General features: G+C 34.7%; 16 protein-coding genes. 5 read left to right on the top strand and 11 right to left on the bottom strand.

All coding sequences use genetic code 11. From position 1 onward, the window contains the following. The first annotated feature begins 49 nt into the window (after positions 1-49). The 5 genes from rplS to EZS29_RS14110 all read left to right on the top strand — a co-directional run bounded on the left by rplS (position 50) and on the right by EZS29_RS14110 (position 4,839). Positions 50-451 carry a 50S ribosomal protein L19 gene (rplS, locus tag EZS29_RS14130; protein ID WP_130612172.1) on the top strand — a complete coding sequence of 134 codons (402 nt, stop codon included), beginning with the start codon at positions 50-52 and terminating at the stop codon, positions 449-451. 389 nt (positions 452-840) lie between these two features. Continuing rightward, positions 841-1,326, top strand: coding sequence for a hypothetical protein (locus EZS29_RS14125; protein WP_130612169.1), 486 nt, complete (start codon positions 841-843; stop codon positions 1,324-1,326). Positions 1,327-1,402: 76 nt separating this feature from the next. Beyond that, on the top strand, positions 1,403-2,248 hold the full coding sequence (locus tag EZS29_RS14120; RefSeq protein ID WP_130612167.1) for an SDR family oxidoreductase: 846 nt from the start codon (positions 1,403-1,405) through the stop codon (positions 2,246-2,248). A 522-nt stretch (positions 2,249-2,770) separates the two neighbouring features. Then, on the top strand, positions 2,771-2,938 hold the full coding sequence (locus tag EZS29_RS14115; RefSeq protein ID WP_246035203.1) for a hypothetical protein: 168 nt from the start codon (positions 2,771-2,773) through the stop codon (positions 2,936-2,938). Between the two features lie 434 nt (positions 2,939-3,372). Further along, positions 3,373-4,839, top strand: coding sequence for a hypothetical protein (locus EZS29_RS14110; protein ID WP_130612161.1), 1,467 nt, complete (start codon positions 3,373-3,375; stop codon positions 4,837-4,839). Between the two features lie 287 nt (positions 4,840-5,126). Here EZS29_RS14110 and EZS29_RS14105 read toward each other — a convergent pair whose 3' ends face one another. The 11 genes from EZS29_RS14105 to EZS29_RS14055 all read right to left on the bottom strand — a co-directional run bounded on the left by EZS29_RS14105 (position 5,127) and on the right by EZS29_RS14055 (position 16,904). Next, positions 5,127-6,602, bottom strand: coding sequence for an iron-containing alcohol dehydrogenase (locus EZS29_RS14105; RefSeq protein ID WP_130612158.1), 1,476 nt, complete (start codon positions 6,600-6,602; stop codon positions 5,127-5,129). Between the two features lie 71 nt (positions 6,603-6,673). Then, entirely contained in the window at positions 6,674-8,305 is a 1,632-nt protein-coding gene (locus EZS29_RS14100; protein ID WP_172603969.1) for an NADH-quinone oxidoreductase subunit N, read from the bottom strand. Beyond that, entirely contained in the window at positions 8,305-9,903 is a 1,599-nt protein-coding gene (locus EZS29_RS14095; protein ID WP_130612150.1) for a complex I subunit 4 family protein, read from the bottom strand. The genes EZS29_RS14100 and EZS29_RS14095 overlap by 1 nt, the downstream gene beginning before the upstream one ends. Positions 9,904-9,920: 17 nt before the next feature. Further along, complete coding sequence (gene nuoL, locus EZS29_RS14090; protein WP_130612147.1) at positions 9,921-11,876, bottom strand: NADH-quinone oxidoreductase subunit L; 1,956 nt, start codon at positions 11,874-11,876, stop codon at positions 9,921-9,923. Between the two features lies 1 nt (position 11,877). Continuing rightward, a complete protein-coding gene (gene nuoK / locus EZS29_RS14085) occupies positions 11,878-12,186 on the bottom strand; it encodes an NADH-quinone oxidoreductase subunit NuoK (RefSeq protein ID WP_216678690.1) in 309 nt (102 codons plus the stop codon). After that, a complete protein-coding gene (locus EZS29_RS14080) occupies positions 12,167-12,721 on the bottom strand; it encodes an NADH-quinone oxidoreductase subunit J (protein WP_130612144.1) in 555 nt (184 codons plus the stop codon). The genes nuoK and EZS29_RS14080 overlap by 20 nt, the downstream gene beginning before the upstream one ends. A gap of 23 nt (positions 12,722-12,744) precedes the next feature. Continuing rightward, on the bottom strand, positions 12,745-13,854 hold the full coding sequence (locus EZS29_RS14075; RefSeq protein WP_130612141.1) for a complex I subunit 1/NuoH family protein: 1,110 nt from the start codon (positions 13,852-13,854) through the stop codon (positions 12,745-12,747). An 11-nt stretch (positions 13,855-13,865) separates the two neighbouring features. Continuing rightward, positions 13,866-14,246 carry an NADH-quinone oxidoreductase subunit A gene (locus tag EZS29_RS14070; protein WP_216678689.1) on the bottom strand — a complete coding sequence of 127 codons (381 nt, stop codon included), beginning with the start codon at positions 14,244-14,246 and terminating at the stop codon, positions 13,866-13,868. Between the two features lie 67 nt (positions 14,247-14,313). After that, positions 14,314-15,420 (bottom strand): formimidoylglutamase, encoded by a 1,107-nt coding sequence (locus EZS29_RS14065; RefSeq protein WP_130612138.1) that lies wholly within the window; start codon positions 15,418-15,420, stop codon positions 14,314-14,316. Positions 15,421-15,502: 82 nt separating this feature from the next. Continuing rightward, the gene (locus EZS29_RS14060) at positions 15,503-15,700 is read right to left on the bottom strand and encodes a hypothetical protein (RefSeq protein ID WP_130612135.1); all 198 of its coding nucleotides are present in this window, start codon (positions 15,698-15,700) and stop codon (positions 15,503-15,505) included. Between the two features lie 52 nt (positions 15,701-15,752). Further along, a complete protein-coding gene (locus EZS29_RS14055) occupies positions 15,753-16,904 on the bottom strand; it encodes a trans-sulfuration enzyme family protein (RefSeq protein WP_130612132.1) in 1,152 nt (383 codons plus the stop codon). Positions 16,905-16,908: the final 4 nt, after the last annotated feature.

The raw sequence follows: 16,908 nt of genomic DNA, 5'->3' as shown, positions 1-16,908 counted from the left end.
TTTTAGAGAATCCGATTTTAGGCAATTCTCGCTATAGGTGGATTAGTTTATGAAGCATCCTATTCTTAAATCTTTTGAATCAAAGTACATGCGCGCAAAGCCATTGCCTAATTTCAAGGCTGGTGACACTGTGTGCGTTTGGGTAAAAATCCAAGAAGGTACTGAAAAAGACGGAACTCCAAAATACCGTTTACAATCTTTCGAAGGAACTGTGATTCGTTACCGCAAGGGTACAACGAATTCTACTTTCCTCGTTCGTAAAATGTCTGCTGGGGCTATTGGTGTTGAGCGTAACTTCTTTGCGCACTCACCACTTATCGACCATGTTGATATTAAAGTTCGTGGTAAAGTTCGTCGTTCCAGAATTTACTACATCCGTAAGCTTCGCGGTAAAGCTGCTCGTATTTCGAGTCGCTATGTATCTGCAGAAGAGCTTAAGGCATCAGTGTAAAATCAGTAGTATTTTCTAAAAATGCAGACAACAAACAGAATAAAAGCCTATAGAAATTAGTTCTATAGGCTTTTATTTTTTATAGAGAATAAAAATGTAATTGAGATTACAAAGAAAATAAATGTCTTAAAATCAATCTTTTATTTAAAAATTCTTACTTTATAATAGCATAAAATTAAAAAAGAAAAAAAATATTGACCGATATTCAATTATAAATTTTAAAAATCGTCTGAATATCGGGCAGTAAAATTCAAAGTATTTTTGGCTGAAATTTATAAATACATGATTATATAAAACATTTAACTCTGGCATAAATATTGCATTAATTAAAATATGGAAGAAATATTTATTTCCATGAATTTTTTAATCGTAAAATAAAAGAGGTTTCAATGAATTACGAAAATCTGCAAAATTCTGAATTAATTAAAAACGAAAAAGTATCTGTGGCGGATAAAAGCATAAGAATAATTCGGAAAAAACTGAGAAGTGGGGATAAATATACTAAAATGCAGGAATCTTTGGCGCTTGCCCTTAACGAAGTGGCGTCATCACCTTATGTTGCTAAAAGATGGGTAAAACTCTGCTTATCCTATGTTGAATTTGTTTCTCCTGTTGAATCTGCAAAAGAACCAGGCCGACTTATGATATTGCTTTCACAATTTCCATATGGACTTTCTCGTAATGATCTCCTTGCTGCATTTTATGAAGGTTATGCGAATTCCTCACCGCAGCGTAAAGAAAGTTTGAGGGTTTGTTTAGAAAAAATTATTCAAAGAGCTCGAATAATCTTTTTTAAATATGATTTAACTATTATTTATTGCAAAATAAATAAAAAATATCTTATTTCACCGCTTTTTAAAAAGCATAATAAATAAAAATATAAAGAGTTTTGATCTCTTATTTTTTCCATTGTACTGTATTTTATAAATTCACAGACAGAGGAGATAATTTATGTTTGAGTCAAATCTTTTAGAAAGTAAAAAAATATTAGTAACTGGGGGTGGAACTGGACTTGGTAAAAGTATGTCAGAACGATTTTTATCTCTTGGCGCACATGTAGTTATTTGTGGAAGAAGAGAAGAAGTTCTCAAAGAAACTTGTAAAGAATTTAATAATAAATTCAAAAGTGAAAAGGCTTCGTATAAAGTGTGTGATGTGAAAGATGCAGCATCTGTTGAAAACATGATTGAAAGTATTTTTTCGGAAGGTGGATTGAATATTTTAGTAAATAATGCTGCAGGGAATTTTATATCTCGTACAGAAGATTTATCACCAAGAGCAGTCGACGCTGTGCTCAATATAGTTTTGCATGGCACAAGTTATGTGACTCTAGCATGTGCAAAAAGATGGTTAAAAACACAGCAAAAAGCTGCAGTTTTAAATATAGTGACAACATATGCCACAACTGGATCTGCATTTGTTGTTCCATCTGCAATGGCAAAAGCAGGTGTACTAGCTATGACAAGAAGTTTGGCAGTGGAATGGGGAGGAAAAGGAATACGCATGAATGCAATTGCACCAGGACCTTTTCCAACAGAAGGAGCTTGGGAAAGGCTTGTACCCAATGCGAATCTTGGTGAACAATTAGAAGGAAAAAACCCACTAGGAAGAGCTGGTCAGCATATTGAATTAGCAAATTTAGCCTCATACCTTGTTTCGGATTACGCTGCATTTATCAATGGAGAAGTCGTTACCATTGATGGTGGTGAGTGGTTGCAAGGCGCTGGGGAATTTAATTTTTTAAAATCTATGAAAACCGAAGATTGGGAAATGATGCAAAAGAAGCGGGCAAAATAAAGAATTTTAAACTTTAGAAAAACTGGGAACAATTCAATAAATAATGCAAATAGATCGACAGGATTCGATAATTTCTAAATTCTTTTGTTTTAAAAAGTTCAGGAAAACTTTTTAAAACAATGTTTCTTTGATTATGGGCTAGATGTGCAGCTGCTAACTTAACAGTTGCTGTAATAAATTTTTCTTCATCTGCGTCTTAAAGAGATTTAAAGACTGCATCAATGAGCTGAGATTGATGTGTAATTTGTACTATAAAAGATGGGCGATCACTGTCATTAGCTTTTTAGCATTGACGATCGATTGAATAATTAAGTATAAATGTATCATAATCAAATTTTATCACCAGAAGAAAAAATTGAAAATCAAAAAAATAAATCTGCTATTATCATATATAATATTAGAAAACTATTGATGATAATGTTTATAAAATATTGCCTTAGGTTATATTTCTCACGAATGGCCTCATTTACTTCATTTTATGATCAATGGACTTGTTTCTTTGTCAAATAACAGGGGAGAAAATTGCATCAGACTTTTTGCAATTGGAAGAAAAAATTGGCTCTTTTCCCAGTTGTTCATGGCGGTCAAGGTAGTGCCATTCTTTATTTTTTCATTGCAACTGCTAAAGATAATGACTTGCAAGTAAAATGGGTTGAGTTTAGCGCTTATAAAATATCAATTAATTTTTAGATAAATAAATATTTAAAATTACGTATTTCTGGATGGATACAAACTAGCGGATTAAAGAATCAAATTCGCCATTATAATATTTAACATTTGCGAGGCTTAGTTGGCATCGGTAACAGCTCATTAAGAAGTGGACTTCGTTGTTATTACAGCTAGTTCTATTGAGCTCGCACTTCCACTCTTCCTAAACCTTTGACCATGCCAAGCGGAAATTAATGGAGCACTGTGCTCGATTCTGGGTAGCAAATAGTTATTCAGCTTTCAAACTTTTTGAGCGCTTCAAATTTTGCAAAGAAGGAACATAGGTCAATAAGTGTGATTTTACTGAAAATATCTTATAAATAATATATAGTTAACTTTTTTTATATTTAAGGTTTTACAAATTATTCCGATTGATTAGACGGATTTTAAAATTTATCTAATTTTTTGGATTTAAAATGAAAAATTATAAAATATTTATCTTAGTGATGTTTTTAAGTTTGATTTTCAGTTCTTGTAAAAAAGATAGCAATTCTGAATCAGTAGCTTCTAAACTTCAAATTATAAACTTAAGTGGTAACTTTGGTTTGATAACAATGAGTTATAAGTTTAAAAGGACTTTTGAATTACAGAATTTTTATTCTGAAAAAATTATAATTAAAAACATAACAATTTCAAATAGTAATTTTAAACTTGAATCACCTAATCCGGATACGACAGTAACAAGTAATGAAATTCAATCTTGTTCGAGTGAACTTGAAAGTGAAAAAAAATGCTTATTATCAGTTATATTTCAACCAAGTAATACAAATTTTGAAATTGGATTTATTGAAGTAGATTATGAAATTAATGGAGGAATAAGTAGTTTTAAGTTTCAGATTTCTGGACAGGGAAAAGAAGAAACTGAAACTCATAAACTTTTATCGCAGCTAGGTAATAAGTTTATAATTAAATTTGCAGATTATAATGTCAAAGGCAAACCAATTGCTGAGAATAAATTTATAAAAAGTATTTTAGAGAAAAACCATTCACGCAAATTTGTTTATGATGATTTTTTCCAAGATAAAGCAAATAAAGGCCATGAAGTATGGGATTTACAATTAAAAGTTCCCCGTGTGATTGGATATGTATTTCGATCTGATACCAGGGGCCCTTCGGTTCAATTTAAAGATTGTCTAGATGAATGGCAAAATGGTTATAAGCTTAATGACCCTATGACTGGAACAGAAGTTGAATATAAAAAGCAAGTCGATAAATTCGGCAATAAAATTAACTGTGGAGTGGAAGACGTTGGAGGATTTTGGCCACGAACAACTTTTCCCAATGATTTAAAATATATTAATGAAATGTTAATAAGGTATAAGAAGATGACAGGAGAAGATTTTGATATTACAAAACAACCTATAGATGATTTACCTGAGGCTCCCAATTCTAAAGATTTTAAAAAAAGTAATCGTGGTTATATCCCCACTGATTTTGGGAAAATGACCTTAATATTGAATTGGTATTTACAAAATCAATTAAATTTATCTGCACATGTGCATGAAAACTATGATTTTAAAGGTTTCATTTCTACTTCTTATCAAGCTAAATTTGTTCATGATTGGGCATCTAGAACTATCGAGGGCACTAGTACATATATAATGCCGAAAGGAAGTCGCTGGATTTATGTCATTTATACAGAAGGTGGGTTTGAAATGCCTGAATCTAATGATCCAGATTATAAAATAACAAAAGCTCCTAAAATAAAATTCGTAAAATATGACAATAAGGAGGTTGTTATAGCTGGAGGAGTGCCATGGGAAGATATTATGGCTTATACTGAAATGGATTCTAATAAAATCTTTTTTAGAGAAGGTTTCGATAAAATGGATTATAAAGCGTACAAAAAAATTTATAGATTATTATCTTCATTTAAGAAATGAATCTATTCTTATTCAAGAAAAAAATTTTTCAATTATGAGATAGAAAAAAACAAAATTTATTTGTTTTTTTCTTCACTTAAACCATATTTTTTAATGAAATAATAAGTGCGATTTTTTTTATTTTTGAGTGCTATCTCTAATTGTTCATCATTAATAGTTCCTCTGAGGGACTCCATACCGTGAAAGTTGATAATATAAGATAGTACAGAACGGATCTTAAGTGTTATTGATGTCGCTAGGAGTGAAAGATTTAAATAAGTAAAATAAAATTTTATTTTAACATATCTTTACGTAGCTGCAGCAATACAACAATCTTCACCGATCCAAAAAATGAAATCAGCAAGGCAAAAGCGTGAGCGGATAAACGGTGCAAAGCGAATGGCCCAACGATATTCAAGCGCAGTGGTATTTGGTGTGGTTGCTTCAGGAAATATTGGCAACTGGGCTTGTTCTAGCAGCGCTTGCATTGAGTGGGAGCTAAGGGTCAATTTTTTTAAATGTGCTTTTATTTCTGGCCATTCATGGATAAAATCAGTAAATCTTTCTTTTGCTATATCCCACTTTTGACTTTTTTTAAGATAATCTGAAATAAATATTTCTTTTGCAGAATGTAATTTTGCAGATAAATTTATATCGATTTTCTTTCTTTCTGATTCAGAGAATTTATCTTCATCTTTACCAAAAAAAGGTGCAGCACTAAAAAAGTGATTGATGATTTGATTTGTATCTTTTTCATTCATGCTGCGAAATTTTTTCAAATCAAAATTTTCAATTTCTAAAAGCCATTCAAAACTCATTGCACTTGTCAGAGAAGCCAATGCAACCTGCTCTCCATGTAAAACAAGAGGGCGATCTGAACTCAAACGGAGAAAATCGAGGGCATGGCTTATCACGTGCTCATATCCACTTAAAGGAGTCGTTTCGCCCGAAAGAGACATTGCTATGCCAGCCATAGCGAGTGCAGCCGCAGAAATTTCAACGGCGCGGGTAGAAAGCTCTTTTTGTCCAAATTCAGAAGCAACTTGCTTAAGTGGTTCAGCAAAAACTTCCATCAAACGAAAGGCAAGTTCATCATATTTTTCAGAAATTCCTAATTTAAATCCTAAGTACCAATCACCATAGGCCACGAAACGTGCGAGGAGATCTCCATAGCCAGCACGGGAAAGTTCCATCGGTGCTGCTTGTAAAAGGGGGGTAAGCCAAAAAGTAGCATAGATATCCTTTGATTGCCTTGTTCTTTTTGCTCCGGAAATGTCCACGACAGAAAAAGACGAGGAAAATGCAGTTACTGTCATTGCTGTCGGTATTGAAATAAAAAGAGCATTGGGTTTATTTAAAAAAAGCGAATGTTTTAAAAGATCGGTGATCGTTCCACTGCCCAAAGCAATATAAATCTCACAATCTGTTTCATTTAGAATAAGGTCGGTTGTTTTTTTTAAAAAATATTCCGAAGCATGGATTTCGTCACAGTTGGAATTGCTTTCTGTTGCAAGATTTTTTTCAATAACAGAGAATGTATTAGCGAGAATTTTAGATATTTTTTCTAAAATATTTGTATTAGAGTCTTTGTCAGATTTTTTATTTTTTCCATCATGTAAAATAAATACTTTATTATTTTTGTATTTAGATAAAATCTGTGTGATTTTTTCAGAAAAATCTTCATAATTATGGCAGCAGTATTGTATGGGTATTTTTTTATTTGCAATGGGATCTATCTTTTCATCTGCAAATGCTTGGGTCATTTTTTCAAAAAAAATGCTCATTTTTTTTGTCCTTGTAAAGCAAAAGCCCTGCAGTGCAAGGCTTAGTTTACTTTCTTTTCAGAGAGTTATTATTAGCGAGAAAAATGAATAACCGAAGCGTCTGCTTGGGTTTGTTCTTCAATCGTATCCGCAGTATTAATGATTCTCGTATTTTTTTCTACGGCTTGTGAATAATCGAGATTAATTGCCCAACGTGGGCCAAAAATACCGATAAATAAAGAAGCTATCACTGCAATTAACGATAAAATAAGCATCCCAGAATTTGTTTCTGAATCTTGATTACTTTGTGCAGAATAACGAGTGGATGGTTTAAACCACATTTCAACCATCACAGAAAGATAGTAATAAAGTGACAAGCAGCTAAATACGACTAAAATAATGGATAAACCAATAAGTCCTTGATTTACTGCAGAGAGAATTAAAAAGAATTTTCCGAAAAAGCCTGCTACGGGAGGAATTCCTGCGAAACCAAAAAGGAAAATAGTGAGAGCAAAAGCAGCGAAAGGTTTTTTAGAACCCATTCCAGCGAGTTCTTCTTTCAGAAGATCTTCTCTATTATGGTCTTCAAACCAAGCAATCACTGTAAATGCACCCATGCTTAACACAGCATAAATGACTGCGTAAGACATAAGGGATTGTTTCGCTTCTAGGCTCGTGGGATTGGACGCAAGAGAAGCAAAAGCAAGACAAAAGTAACCGGCATTGGCAACAGATGAATAAGCAAGCATGCGTTTTAGACTGTTGTGCACAAGGCCAAAAAGTGAGCCCACTACGATTGAGAATGCTCCCAAAACCCAGAACATTACGATTAAACTTGTGTGCCTGCCTTCTCCCAAACTTGAGCTTAAGATTCTCATAAAAACAATAGCAATACTGAATTTGACTAAAGAAGCCATAAAGCCTGTCAGATGAGAATTAGCTCCTTGATAAACGTCAGGTGCCCAAGAGTGAAATGGGGCAATGGCAAGTTTAAAAGAGAGGCCACTAAATAACAGGAGAACTCCGAGGAGAGAAAAGGGATGGTCAATTGAAATATTTAAATTTCTAAAGTCTGAAAAACGCAATGAACCAATACTTGCATAAATAAGGGCTGCACCCATTAATATAATAGCCGAAGCTGCTGCACCCAGAATAAAATATTTAATGGCTGCTTCCATACCTTGAAAGCTTTTTCTTTGGTAGCCAACAAGAACATAGAGTGAAATACTTGTTAATTCGAGGCCAATAAAAAATCCTAGAAACTCTCCAGCAGAGCACATTATCATGAGTCCTGCTGCTGACATTAATAAAAGAGAAATTAATTCCGAACGTAACAATTGTTTTCCAATTGCTGTCATCGAACTTGCCATTAAAGTGAATAAAGTACCAATAGCAATAACTGAAAAAGATACCGAAGAAATCTCATCAATTAAAACACCGCTACCAAGAAAAGCGACAGGAGTTTCAATTTTTGCAGTGATTGCAAGAGCAGCAGAAGCAAAACATATGAAAACTGCAACGTACCATGAAGGGTAACAAGGTTTTTCTGGGTCTGTTTTGAAAACTCCCAAAATCATGGTAATAAGTGAGCCAATTAGTAACAATAAAATGGGCGCTGCAAGAAGATAGAAAGAAGAACTTGGTAAAATATCGTTCCACAATCTATTTTGAATTGCATCTTTTACAATTTCTGGGAGTCGAGACATCATAAAATTTGACGACATCATTTTACTCCTTGTTTAATTTCTAAAGAGAATTTACTCAAAGGCATAAGAATTCCATTTTTTGTATTGGCCAGTTCAGACGAGTAAGCTGAATTATTTTTTATACATCTTTCAATATTAACAAGAGTTGGTTTTGTGTGCTCAAGAATTCCAGATGAAGAAAAGCCAAGGACAAAAATAAATATTGATAATATTACTAATTGAAAAACTTCGTGCTTGTGCATTCCGGCAAGTTTTTTATTTTCTTCGTGAGTGATAGGCCCAAATAATATTTTATAGGTAGCCCAAAGAATATAAACAGCACCAATAATAACTCCAATTGTGGCCAGAGAGCCTAAAATTGGATTTGCTTGAAATGCGCCTATCAAAATAAGCCATTCACCAATAAAACTTCCTGTACTTGGCAATGCTACTGAACCCATCGCTGCTATGACAAAGAAAAAAGCATACCATGGCATAACTTTGGCAAGACCACCGAAGTCGTCAAGTTCAAAAGAATTTTTTCTTTCATATAAAATATTAAATAAAATAAAGAGTGCTCCAGCTGTAATAGCATGATTGAGCATTTGATAGAGAGCACCTTGGAGACCAAGCGTATTTAAAGAAAAAATCCCTATGACGATAAAGCCTAAATGGCTTAGAGAAGAAAATGCCATAATTCTTCGAACATTTGATTGTTTCCAAGCAATAAGTGCACCATAAAGAATGCCGATCACAGCAAGGAGCATAATTGGCTTTGCGTAATAGGCTGCAGCACTTGGAAATAAGCACAGGCTAAAGCGAATAAGGCCATACGTTGCTAACTTTAGAATAACACCTGACATAAGTGTATATGTCGCTGGAGCTTGTTCATATGTGTCAGGTAACCAAGTGTGAAATGGGAAAATTGGAACTTTTATTCCAAATGCTAAAGTAACAGCAAGGAATAGCCAGGCTTGAGTATTAAATGGTAGAGTAACAGCGGTTGAATATAAATCTAGAATATTTGAAGAATAAAGTCCACCATGACTATTTGCGTGTGCAAAATATAAATATATGAGAGCAACGAGCATTAGTAAACTGCCAATTACTCCATAAATGAATAGTTTTAAAGTCGCATAGATCCTGTCTTTTCCGCCCCAAATTCCGATCATAAAGTAAACAGGGATAAGGCTGAGTTCCCAAAAAACATAAAATAAAACAACATCGAGAGAAACAAATACACCAATTATTGCAGATTCAAGTAACAAAAATAAAGCAAGAAAACCTTTTACTTTTGTTTTGAGTGATGTGTAAGTTGTTATCATTACGATGGCGCAAAATAAAGTCGATAAAAGTACGAGTATTAAATTAATTCCATCAACACCAACGATATATTTTATTCCTGTTGAATTAGGTAGCCAGTTTGCAACTTGTGAAAATTGAAACTGTGCTGTGTTTGGAACAAAATGTCTCACCAGATGGAGTGAAAAAATAAATTCAAGAATTGTTGCACCCATTGCAATATGTCTGTGAATTCGGGAGTCATCTTTTCCTGGAATCACTAATATTAGCAAAGCTGCTAAAACTGGAAAAACTATGAGCAGGGATAAAATCCACTGCGAAATTTCATCTATCATTGTATCCTCTCACCTGCTCAAAGAAATAGAATTAACCCAAAAACAAAAACACCAATATAGATGAACTTGAGGTAATTTCTTGCCATACCTGATTGAGCGTCGCTTGCGACGCTTGTGCCAGTGTATAGAGTTTCAGGGATGCCATTTACAACACCATCAATAACTTTCCGATCAATAATTCTGTAAAGAAAACTACCAAAATGAGCTAATGGTTGATAAATTACGAGATTATAAAGTTCGTCAACACGCCATTTATCTCTGATTAATCTATAAAAACCACCAAATGCATTGGCAAAGCGTTCGCCGCCTTGAGGTCCATTTTTGTATACAGTGATCGCAAACAAGGCACCAATAAACACAATAATAATTGATGCTCCCATTAGGCCAAATTCCATGGAATGGCTTAGTGGATTTCCATGAATACCACTTGCTTTTAAAATCTCTTCAGATTGCATAAGAACGGGAGATAAAAATCTTGTAATAAAATCTTCTTTGCCAGTGAAAACTTCTGGAATTGCAATCAATCCTCCTAAGGCAGAAAAAATTGCAAGAATAATGAGTGGCAAAGTTATAACATAATTTGTTTCATGTATTTTTTCAGGATGTTCAGCTCTCGATTCGCCAAAAAACACCAACCAAGTGAGGCGCAACATATAAAACGCGGTGAATCCTGCAGTAATCCAGCCGACAAACCAAAGGATTGGGTTGCCAAATGGTCCTGACCAAGCTGCTGCTAAAATAGCATCTTTTGAGAAAAACCCTGAAAACCCTGGGAAACCAATAATAGCAAGAGTCGCAATTATAAATGTAATACTTGTTATTGGCATTCTTTTGAAAAGACCACCCATTTTACGAATATCTTGTTCATGGTGCATAGCGTGAATGACGCTTCCTGCTCCTAGGAAGAGGCAGGCTTTGAAAAATGCATGGGTGATGACGTGAGAAACACCATATTGAAATGCGCCAACGCCACAAGCTAAAACCATATAACCGAGTTGACTACATGTTGAATAAGCTAAAACTTTTTTAATATCTGTTTGAGCAAATCCAATTGTTGCAGATAAAATAGCAGTGGCTGCGCCAACAATCGCAATTGTTGTCATAACGGTTGGACTTAATACAAGAACAAAACTCACTCTGTTCATAAGATAAATGCCAGAAGTCACCATCGTAGCCGCATGGATAAGGGCTGAAACAGGTGTTGGACCTGCCATGGCATCCGGAAGCCAAGTGTAAAGTGGAATTTGCGCCGATTTACCAGCTACGCCAAGTAAAAGACAAAGGCCAATTAAAGTGATTTCTAATGAGTGTTCTGTATAGAAATTTTGTGGTGTTGCAGCAATAATAGTGGCAATTTCACTATAATTAATGGTTTTAAAGAGCATATAGCAAAGAAACATAGCAATTAGAAACCCAGCATCACCTACTCTATTAGCTATGAATGCCTTGATTGCTGCCATAGAGTTTGCTGTGTCTTCATACCAATAGCCAATTAAAAGATAAGAGCATACTCCCACACCTTCCCAGCCCAAGAAAGTAACAAGCATATTTGAGCCAAGAACAAGGAGAAGCATTGAAACAATAAATAAATTTAAATAAACAAAAAAACGATAAGGGCGGTTTTCATGATGCATATACTCACCTGAATACAGATGAATAAGAGTACCTACACCGGTAATTACAAGTAAAAATAATCCCGACAATCTATCAGCTGTCAAAGCAAAAGAAATATTAAATTCTTTTCCGTTAATTAACGGAACACTAATCCAATCAAATAATTCTGCAATAACAGGTGTTCCCTTAGCGATTGGACCAAAAAATAAAATAAGTGATAATATAAAAGGGATTGCTACCGCTAAAGTTGCTGTTAAACAAGAAACGACAACGCTCATGTGTCTAAATACAAATGCATTTAGTAATGCGCCAATGAGTGGAAAGAGTACAATAAGAGCAAGAAGAGTTTGATCGTGCATTTTAACCTCTTAGCATTCTGAGATCATCGATCTCAATGCTTGATTTAGCTCTGTAAAGAGAAATGATAAGAGCCAAGCCAATTCCTGCTTCACATGCTGCAACTGCCATAACGAAAAACATAACAACTTGGCCATCAATGGTATTTGTAAGTGTACTTGCGCTAATAAATGCAAGGTTAGCTGCATTCAGCATAATTTCAACACTGAGCATCATAAAAATAATATTTTTTCTGAACATGACGCCAAAAATACCGACAATAAATAATAATAATGAAAAATATATACCTAATTCAGGAAGACTTGGCATCATTCACCTTCGCTTTCTTTGCTATAACAATAGATCCAACAATTGCTGCTAAAATTAAAAAGCTAACTATTTCAAAAGCCCAAAGGTAATCTGTAAACAAAAGGGAGGAAACATTTTTAACATTTTCATTCATTTGAGCAGGGTAATAAGGAGGACGAGCATTGATAAGTGTTGTAGAATTGAGACCTGATGTGAGATAACCTTGGCCAACTTTTGTTCCCAAAAAGAGCGCTCCAAGAAACCCGATAGCAATTAAAATAATTTCATTTAAGGTAACTCTACCATATCTCAATTCTTCAGGTGGTAAATTTAAAAGCATAATGACGAATACGAACACAACCATAATAGCGCCAGCATAAACAATTATTTGGGCAACTGCAGAAAAATGAGCGCCAAGAAGTCCATACATTCCTGCAAGAAGCATCATAATAATGATGAGGAGCATTGCGGCTGTAACAGGCCATTTGCGTGTGATCATTGCCGCGGACAAGAACACCGCAAGAATTCCCATGATCATGAAAGAAATTTGAATTGCCATATTGAAAAACTCTCCCTAGCCTCTTAGTGAAATTTTATAAATGCAGTTATAATTGCAGTCACAACCAAATTAACAAGAGCAATTGGGAGAAGATAAACCCAACCTAATTTCATGAGTTGATCGTAGCGGAAACGTGGAATAGTAAAACGTACTTGTACAAAAAACCACATAAGTAACACTACTTTTAATAAAAGAACTCCAAGACCAATTGGGAAAAGAATCCATCTTGTTAAAGCTTCACCTAATGTTGGGGTGAGATATTCCAAAAGGAGATGTTGAGATATCCATGGGATTTCATAACCACCAAAAAACATTGAGACAGTTAAGACACACATAACAAACATCATGGAATATTCACCGAGGAAAAAGAGTGACCAGCGCATTGCTCCATATTCGGTTAAAAATCCAGCGACCAACTCTCCTTCGCTCTCAGCGAGGTCAAATGGAAGACGATTTGTTTCTGCAAAAATTGTGACGAGAAAAATTACAAATGATACTGGGGCATGAAATAGTCCCCAATTTGGTAAAAAGCCAAACAGAATTTCGGATTGGCGGGCAATCATAACTTGCAGATCGAGAGTTCCCCAAATAAACACGAGTGGTATGATGCTCATGCCCATAGCGACTTCATAGCTCACCATTTGTGCGGAAGCGCGTAAGCCTCCAAGTAGTGAATATTTATTATTGGAAGACCAACCGGCTAAAGTAACACCATATACTGCAAGAGATGAAAGCGCAAATATAAGTAAAAATCCAGAGTTTAAATTAACAGCCTGTAAGGTAACAATCTGATTATTTACAATCAGATGACTTCCCCATGGAATAGCAACAGTCACGGCTAATCCAGTTATGACAGGGATAACGGGAGCCATAACGTAAAATGCTTTATGTACATATGGAGGAACAAAGTCTTCTTTAAAAAGCAATTTTATAGCATCGGCAATAGGTTGGCCAAGACCAAATATTCTAAATTTAAAAAAGCCGACTCGATTGGGACCCACTCGGCGTTGTAAAATCGCACATTGACGTCTTTCGACCCAGCTCATTATAGGAGCGACTTGTGCTCCGACTGCAATGCCCAGAAGCATAAGAAGAATTGTGCTCAAAATTTGTGTCATACTTAATTCAATCATTCTATATCTCCTTAATCCCAACGTAACGCGCCACGTTTGAGCACGTAAATATAGCCGATTGCAAGTGTTGCAACAAAAATTCCAATTTCAACAATTCCAAACCAACCTAAATAATCAAATGCTGCTGACCAAAGGTACATAAAGATGGTTTCAATATCAAAAAGAATAAAAAGTATTGCTGTCAAATAGAATTTGATTGAAAAACGTCTCTCAGCCGTGCTTGTGATTGGCAAGCCGCATTCATAGACTTCGAGTTTATGTTGATTAGGTTTTTTGGGGCCTAATAAAAATGAAACACCGCTCACTCCCAAGCCAAGTGCCAGTCCAAAAATTAAAATGAGCAATATTGGTAAATATGGGTTCATACCAATATATTGTACGGAATGCTCCATAAACAAGTTCCTCCTCAACGTGTTCCAGTAACTCATATTCATGAATGCGACAAGAGAGCGCTAGATTTTATCTATTAGAATATTCTTCTCTTAAGAGAATGATGCGATAAACTATAGAAGCGCAAAGACGTGCTGTCTGATCAAGAGTATCTCTTGCTGGGCAAAGTTCTGCAATGTCCATAATGCGACATGTATTTGATTTTCCAAAATATGCGAATGTTTGAGAAAGATCTTTCATTTGCGCTCCAATGGGAGTCGAAGCGCTTGTTCCAGGAGCAAGCGCTTGATCAAATATGTCCAAGCAAAGTGAAATGTGCAAGCTTCCCGTTTTTCGTTCAAAGCCAAATTTAGAGCAATCGTCAATATGATCATGGATATGCTCGGAAGGTATTTGTATATTTCCACTTATATTTTCTTTCCAAATATTTAATAGGGAAATATATTCGACAGTTTTAATTCCATTTTGCATTGCGTAGTTAAAAAGAGAATGAGGGTTGCGCTCCCTTTGAATGCCAATTTCTAAAAGGGCTTTGCCATTTGCAATGTTTTTATTAAAATCTTTAATTATTCGATAAAACGCTGTGCCGCTATTTATTTCGTTATTTATAACGGGGCGTAAATCAAAATGTGCATCCAGGTTGATAATAGGAATAATTTCGTTTTCTTTACTTTTTACATGACCTTTGTAACTTCCATATGTGAAGTCGTGGCCGCCTCCTATTACGAAAATGAGTCTAGGATTATTGCTTAATAGGAACTCAATAACGTCAGCAAGTCTGTCATGGGTTTCTTCAATTGTATTTGCTAAAATAATATTTCCGACATCGGTAATCTTATCGGATAGAAAATCTTGAGTAACACTGGTTGAGGGTAAATTTTGCGATAATTTTTTTGAGTTTGTTATCTTCTGCATGATTTTCGTGTCATACATTTTATAGAAAGATTCGCGAAAAAATTTTGGCCCTTCTTTCGCTCCGGGATTTCCTAAATTCGCGATGACACCACGATCATCTGGAATACCTATGATAATAAATTTATCTGATATTTGCTCAGTAATGAAATGATTATTTTTAGAATTTAAGGATATTTTTGAAAAATTAGAAGCGATTGATTCTGCTCTGGCATTAAAATTTAATTTGGCTGGTTCGAGATATTTTAAAACATCTATATTCATTTAAATTTTTCTCTTTATAAAATGTTCTATCTAAATAGGTACACTATCGTATAATTGCTTTAAAAGAGAAAATTTGCAAGAATTAAATAGGTTTTGCACCTTTTTTGCCAGCTTTCGCTGTGCCAGAAGATGTCTTTCCTAAACTTTTTTGAATAAAACGCATGACTTTCTTCTTAAGTTCTTTATTTTCATCTAAAATAATTTTTAAGAGATCTAATTCATCTGTTCCGCGCATTTTTTTTGAATTTATATTCTTTTTAAGATTACCTTGCTTTGCCATATAATATCCCCTTTTTATATATCGGAGGAGATATTATATTAATTAAATGAACTCAGATAGATTTTGCAGCTTGCGTCAAATCATTTAAAAGGTCTTGAGCATCTTCTATACCAACCGAAAATCTTAAAAGATCTGGAGTGATACCAAGTTTTTTTCTGAGTTCAGGAGGAACGCTTGCATGCGTCATTGTTTCTGGATGATTGACAAGGGATTCAACTCCTCCCAAGCTTTCTGCTAATGAGAAGTATTTTAGTTTAGATAAAAATATTTTTACTGTATTAAAATCGCCTTTGATTCTGGCAGATATCATGCCTGAATATCCACGCATTTGTTTTTTTGCGATATCAAATTGAGGATGGCTTTCTAAACCCGGAAAAATAACTTCAGAAAATATTTTCATACTTTGCATTTCACGTGCAAGATACAGCGCATTTTCGTGGTGCTTTTTCATTCTTAACGACAGAGTTTTTATACTTCTTAATAATAAAAATGCTTCAATCGGCGCATTTACACTACCGCCTGCAAACTGTAAAAATTTAAGTTGTTCGGCAAGCGAGTCGTCATTTAGCATAAGGCAGCCTCCCACTAAATCGCTGTGTCCTCCAATATATTTTGTTGTGCTGTGCAAAACAATTTGCGCACCGTGATCGATTGGATTTTGAAAAACAGGTGATGAGAACGTATTGTCTACACAAGTTGTTACGTTAAATTTCTTTGCTAAATTTGTTACAGCTGAAATATCTATTATTTTTAGCAAAGGGTTGGTTGGTGTTTCTATCCAAATTAATTTTGTATTCTTTTTGAAATAAGGCTCAATATTTTTAGGATTTGACATATCAACAAATTCAAATTCAATATTGTATTTAGAAAATATTTTTCTAAACATTCTTCCCGTACCACCATAAACATCATCACAAACAATAACATGGTCGCCAGGATTTAATAATTGAGCTACAGCTTGAACTGCAGCTAAGCCTGAAGCAAAAGTAATTGCATGTTTTGTGCCTTCAAGGGCTGCAAGTGAACTTTCAAGAGCTGTGCGCGTTGGGTTTCCGGCGCGTGAATAATCATAAATTTTAGGATTGCCAGGTGAGTCTTGCACATAGGTTGATGTTTGAAAAATTGGGGTCATGATTGCCCCAGTAGTTTGTTCAGGTTCAACGCCTGCATGCACACACAATGTATCGAAATTTTTCTTAATCATATGA

Source organism: Fluviispira sanaruensis, from assembly GCF_004295685.1.
Taxonomy (GTDB): domain Bacteria; phylum Bdellovibrionota_B; class Oligoflexia; order Silvanigrellales; family Silvanigrellaceae; genus Silvanigrella; species Silvanigrella sanaruensis.
This window is presented reverse-complemented; position numbering and strand designations above follow the sequence as displayed.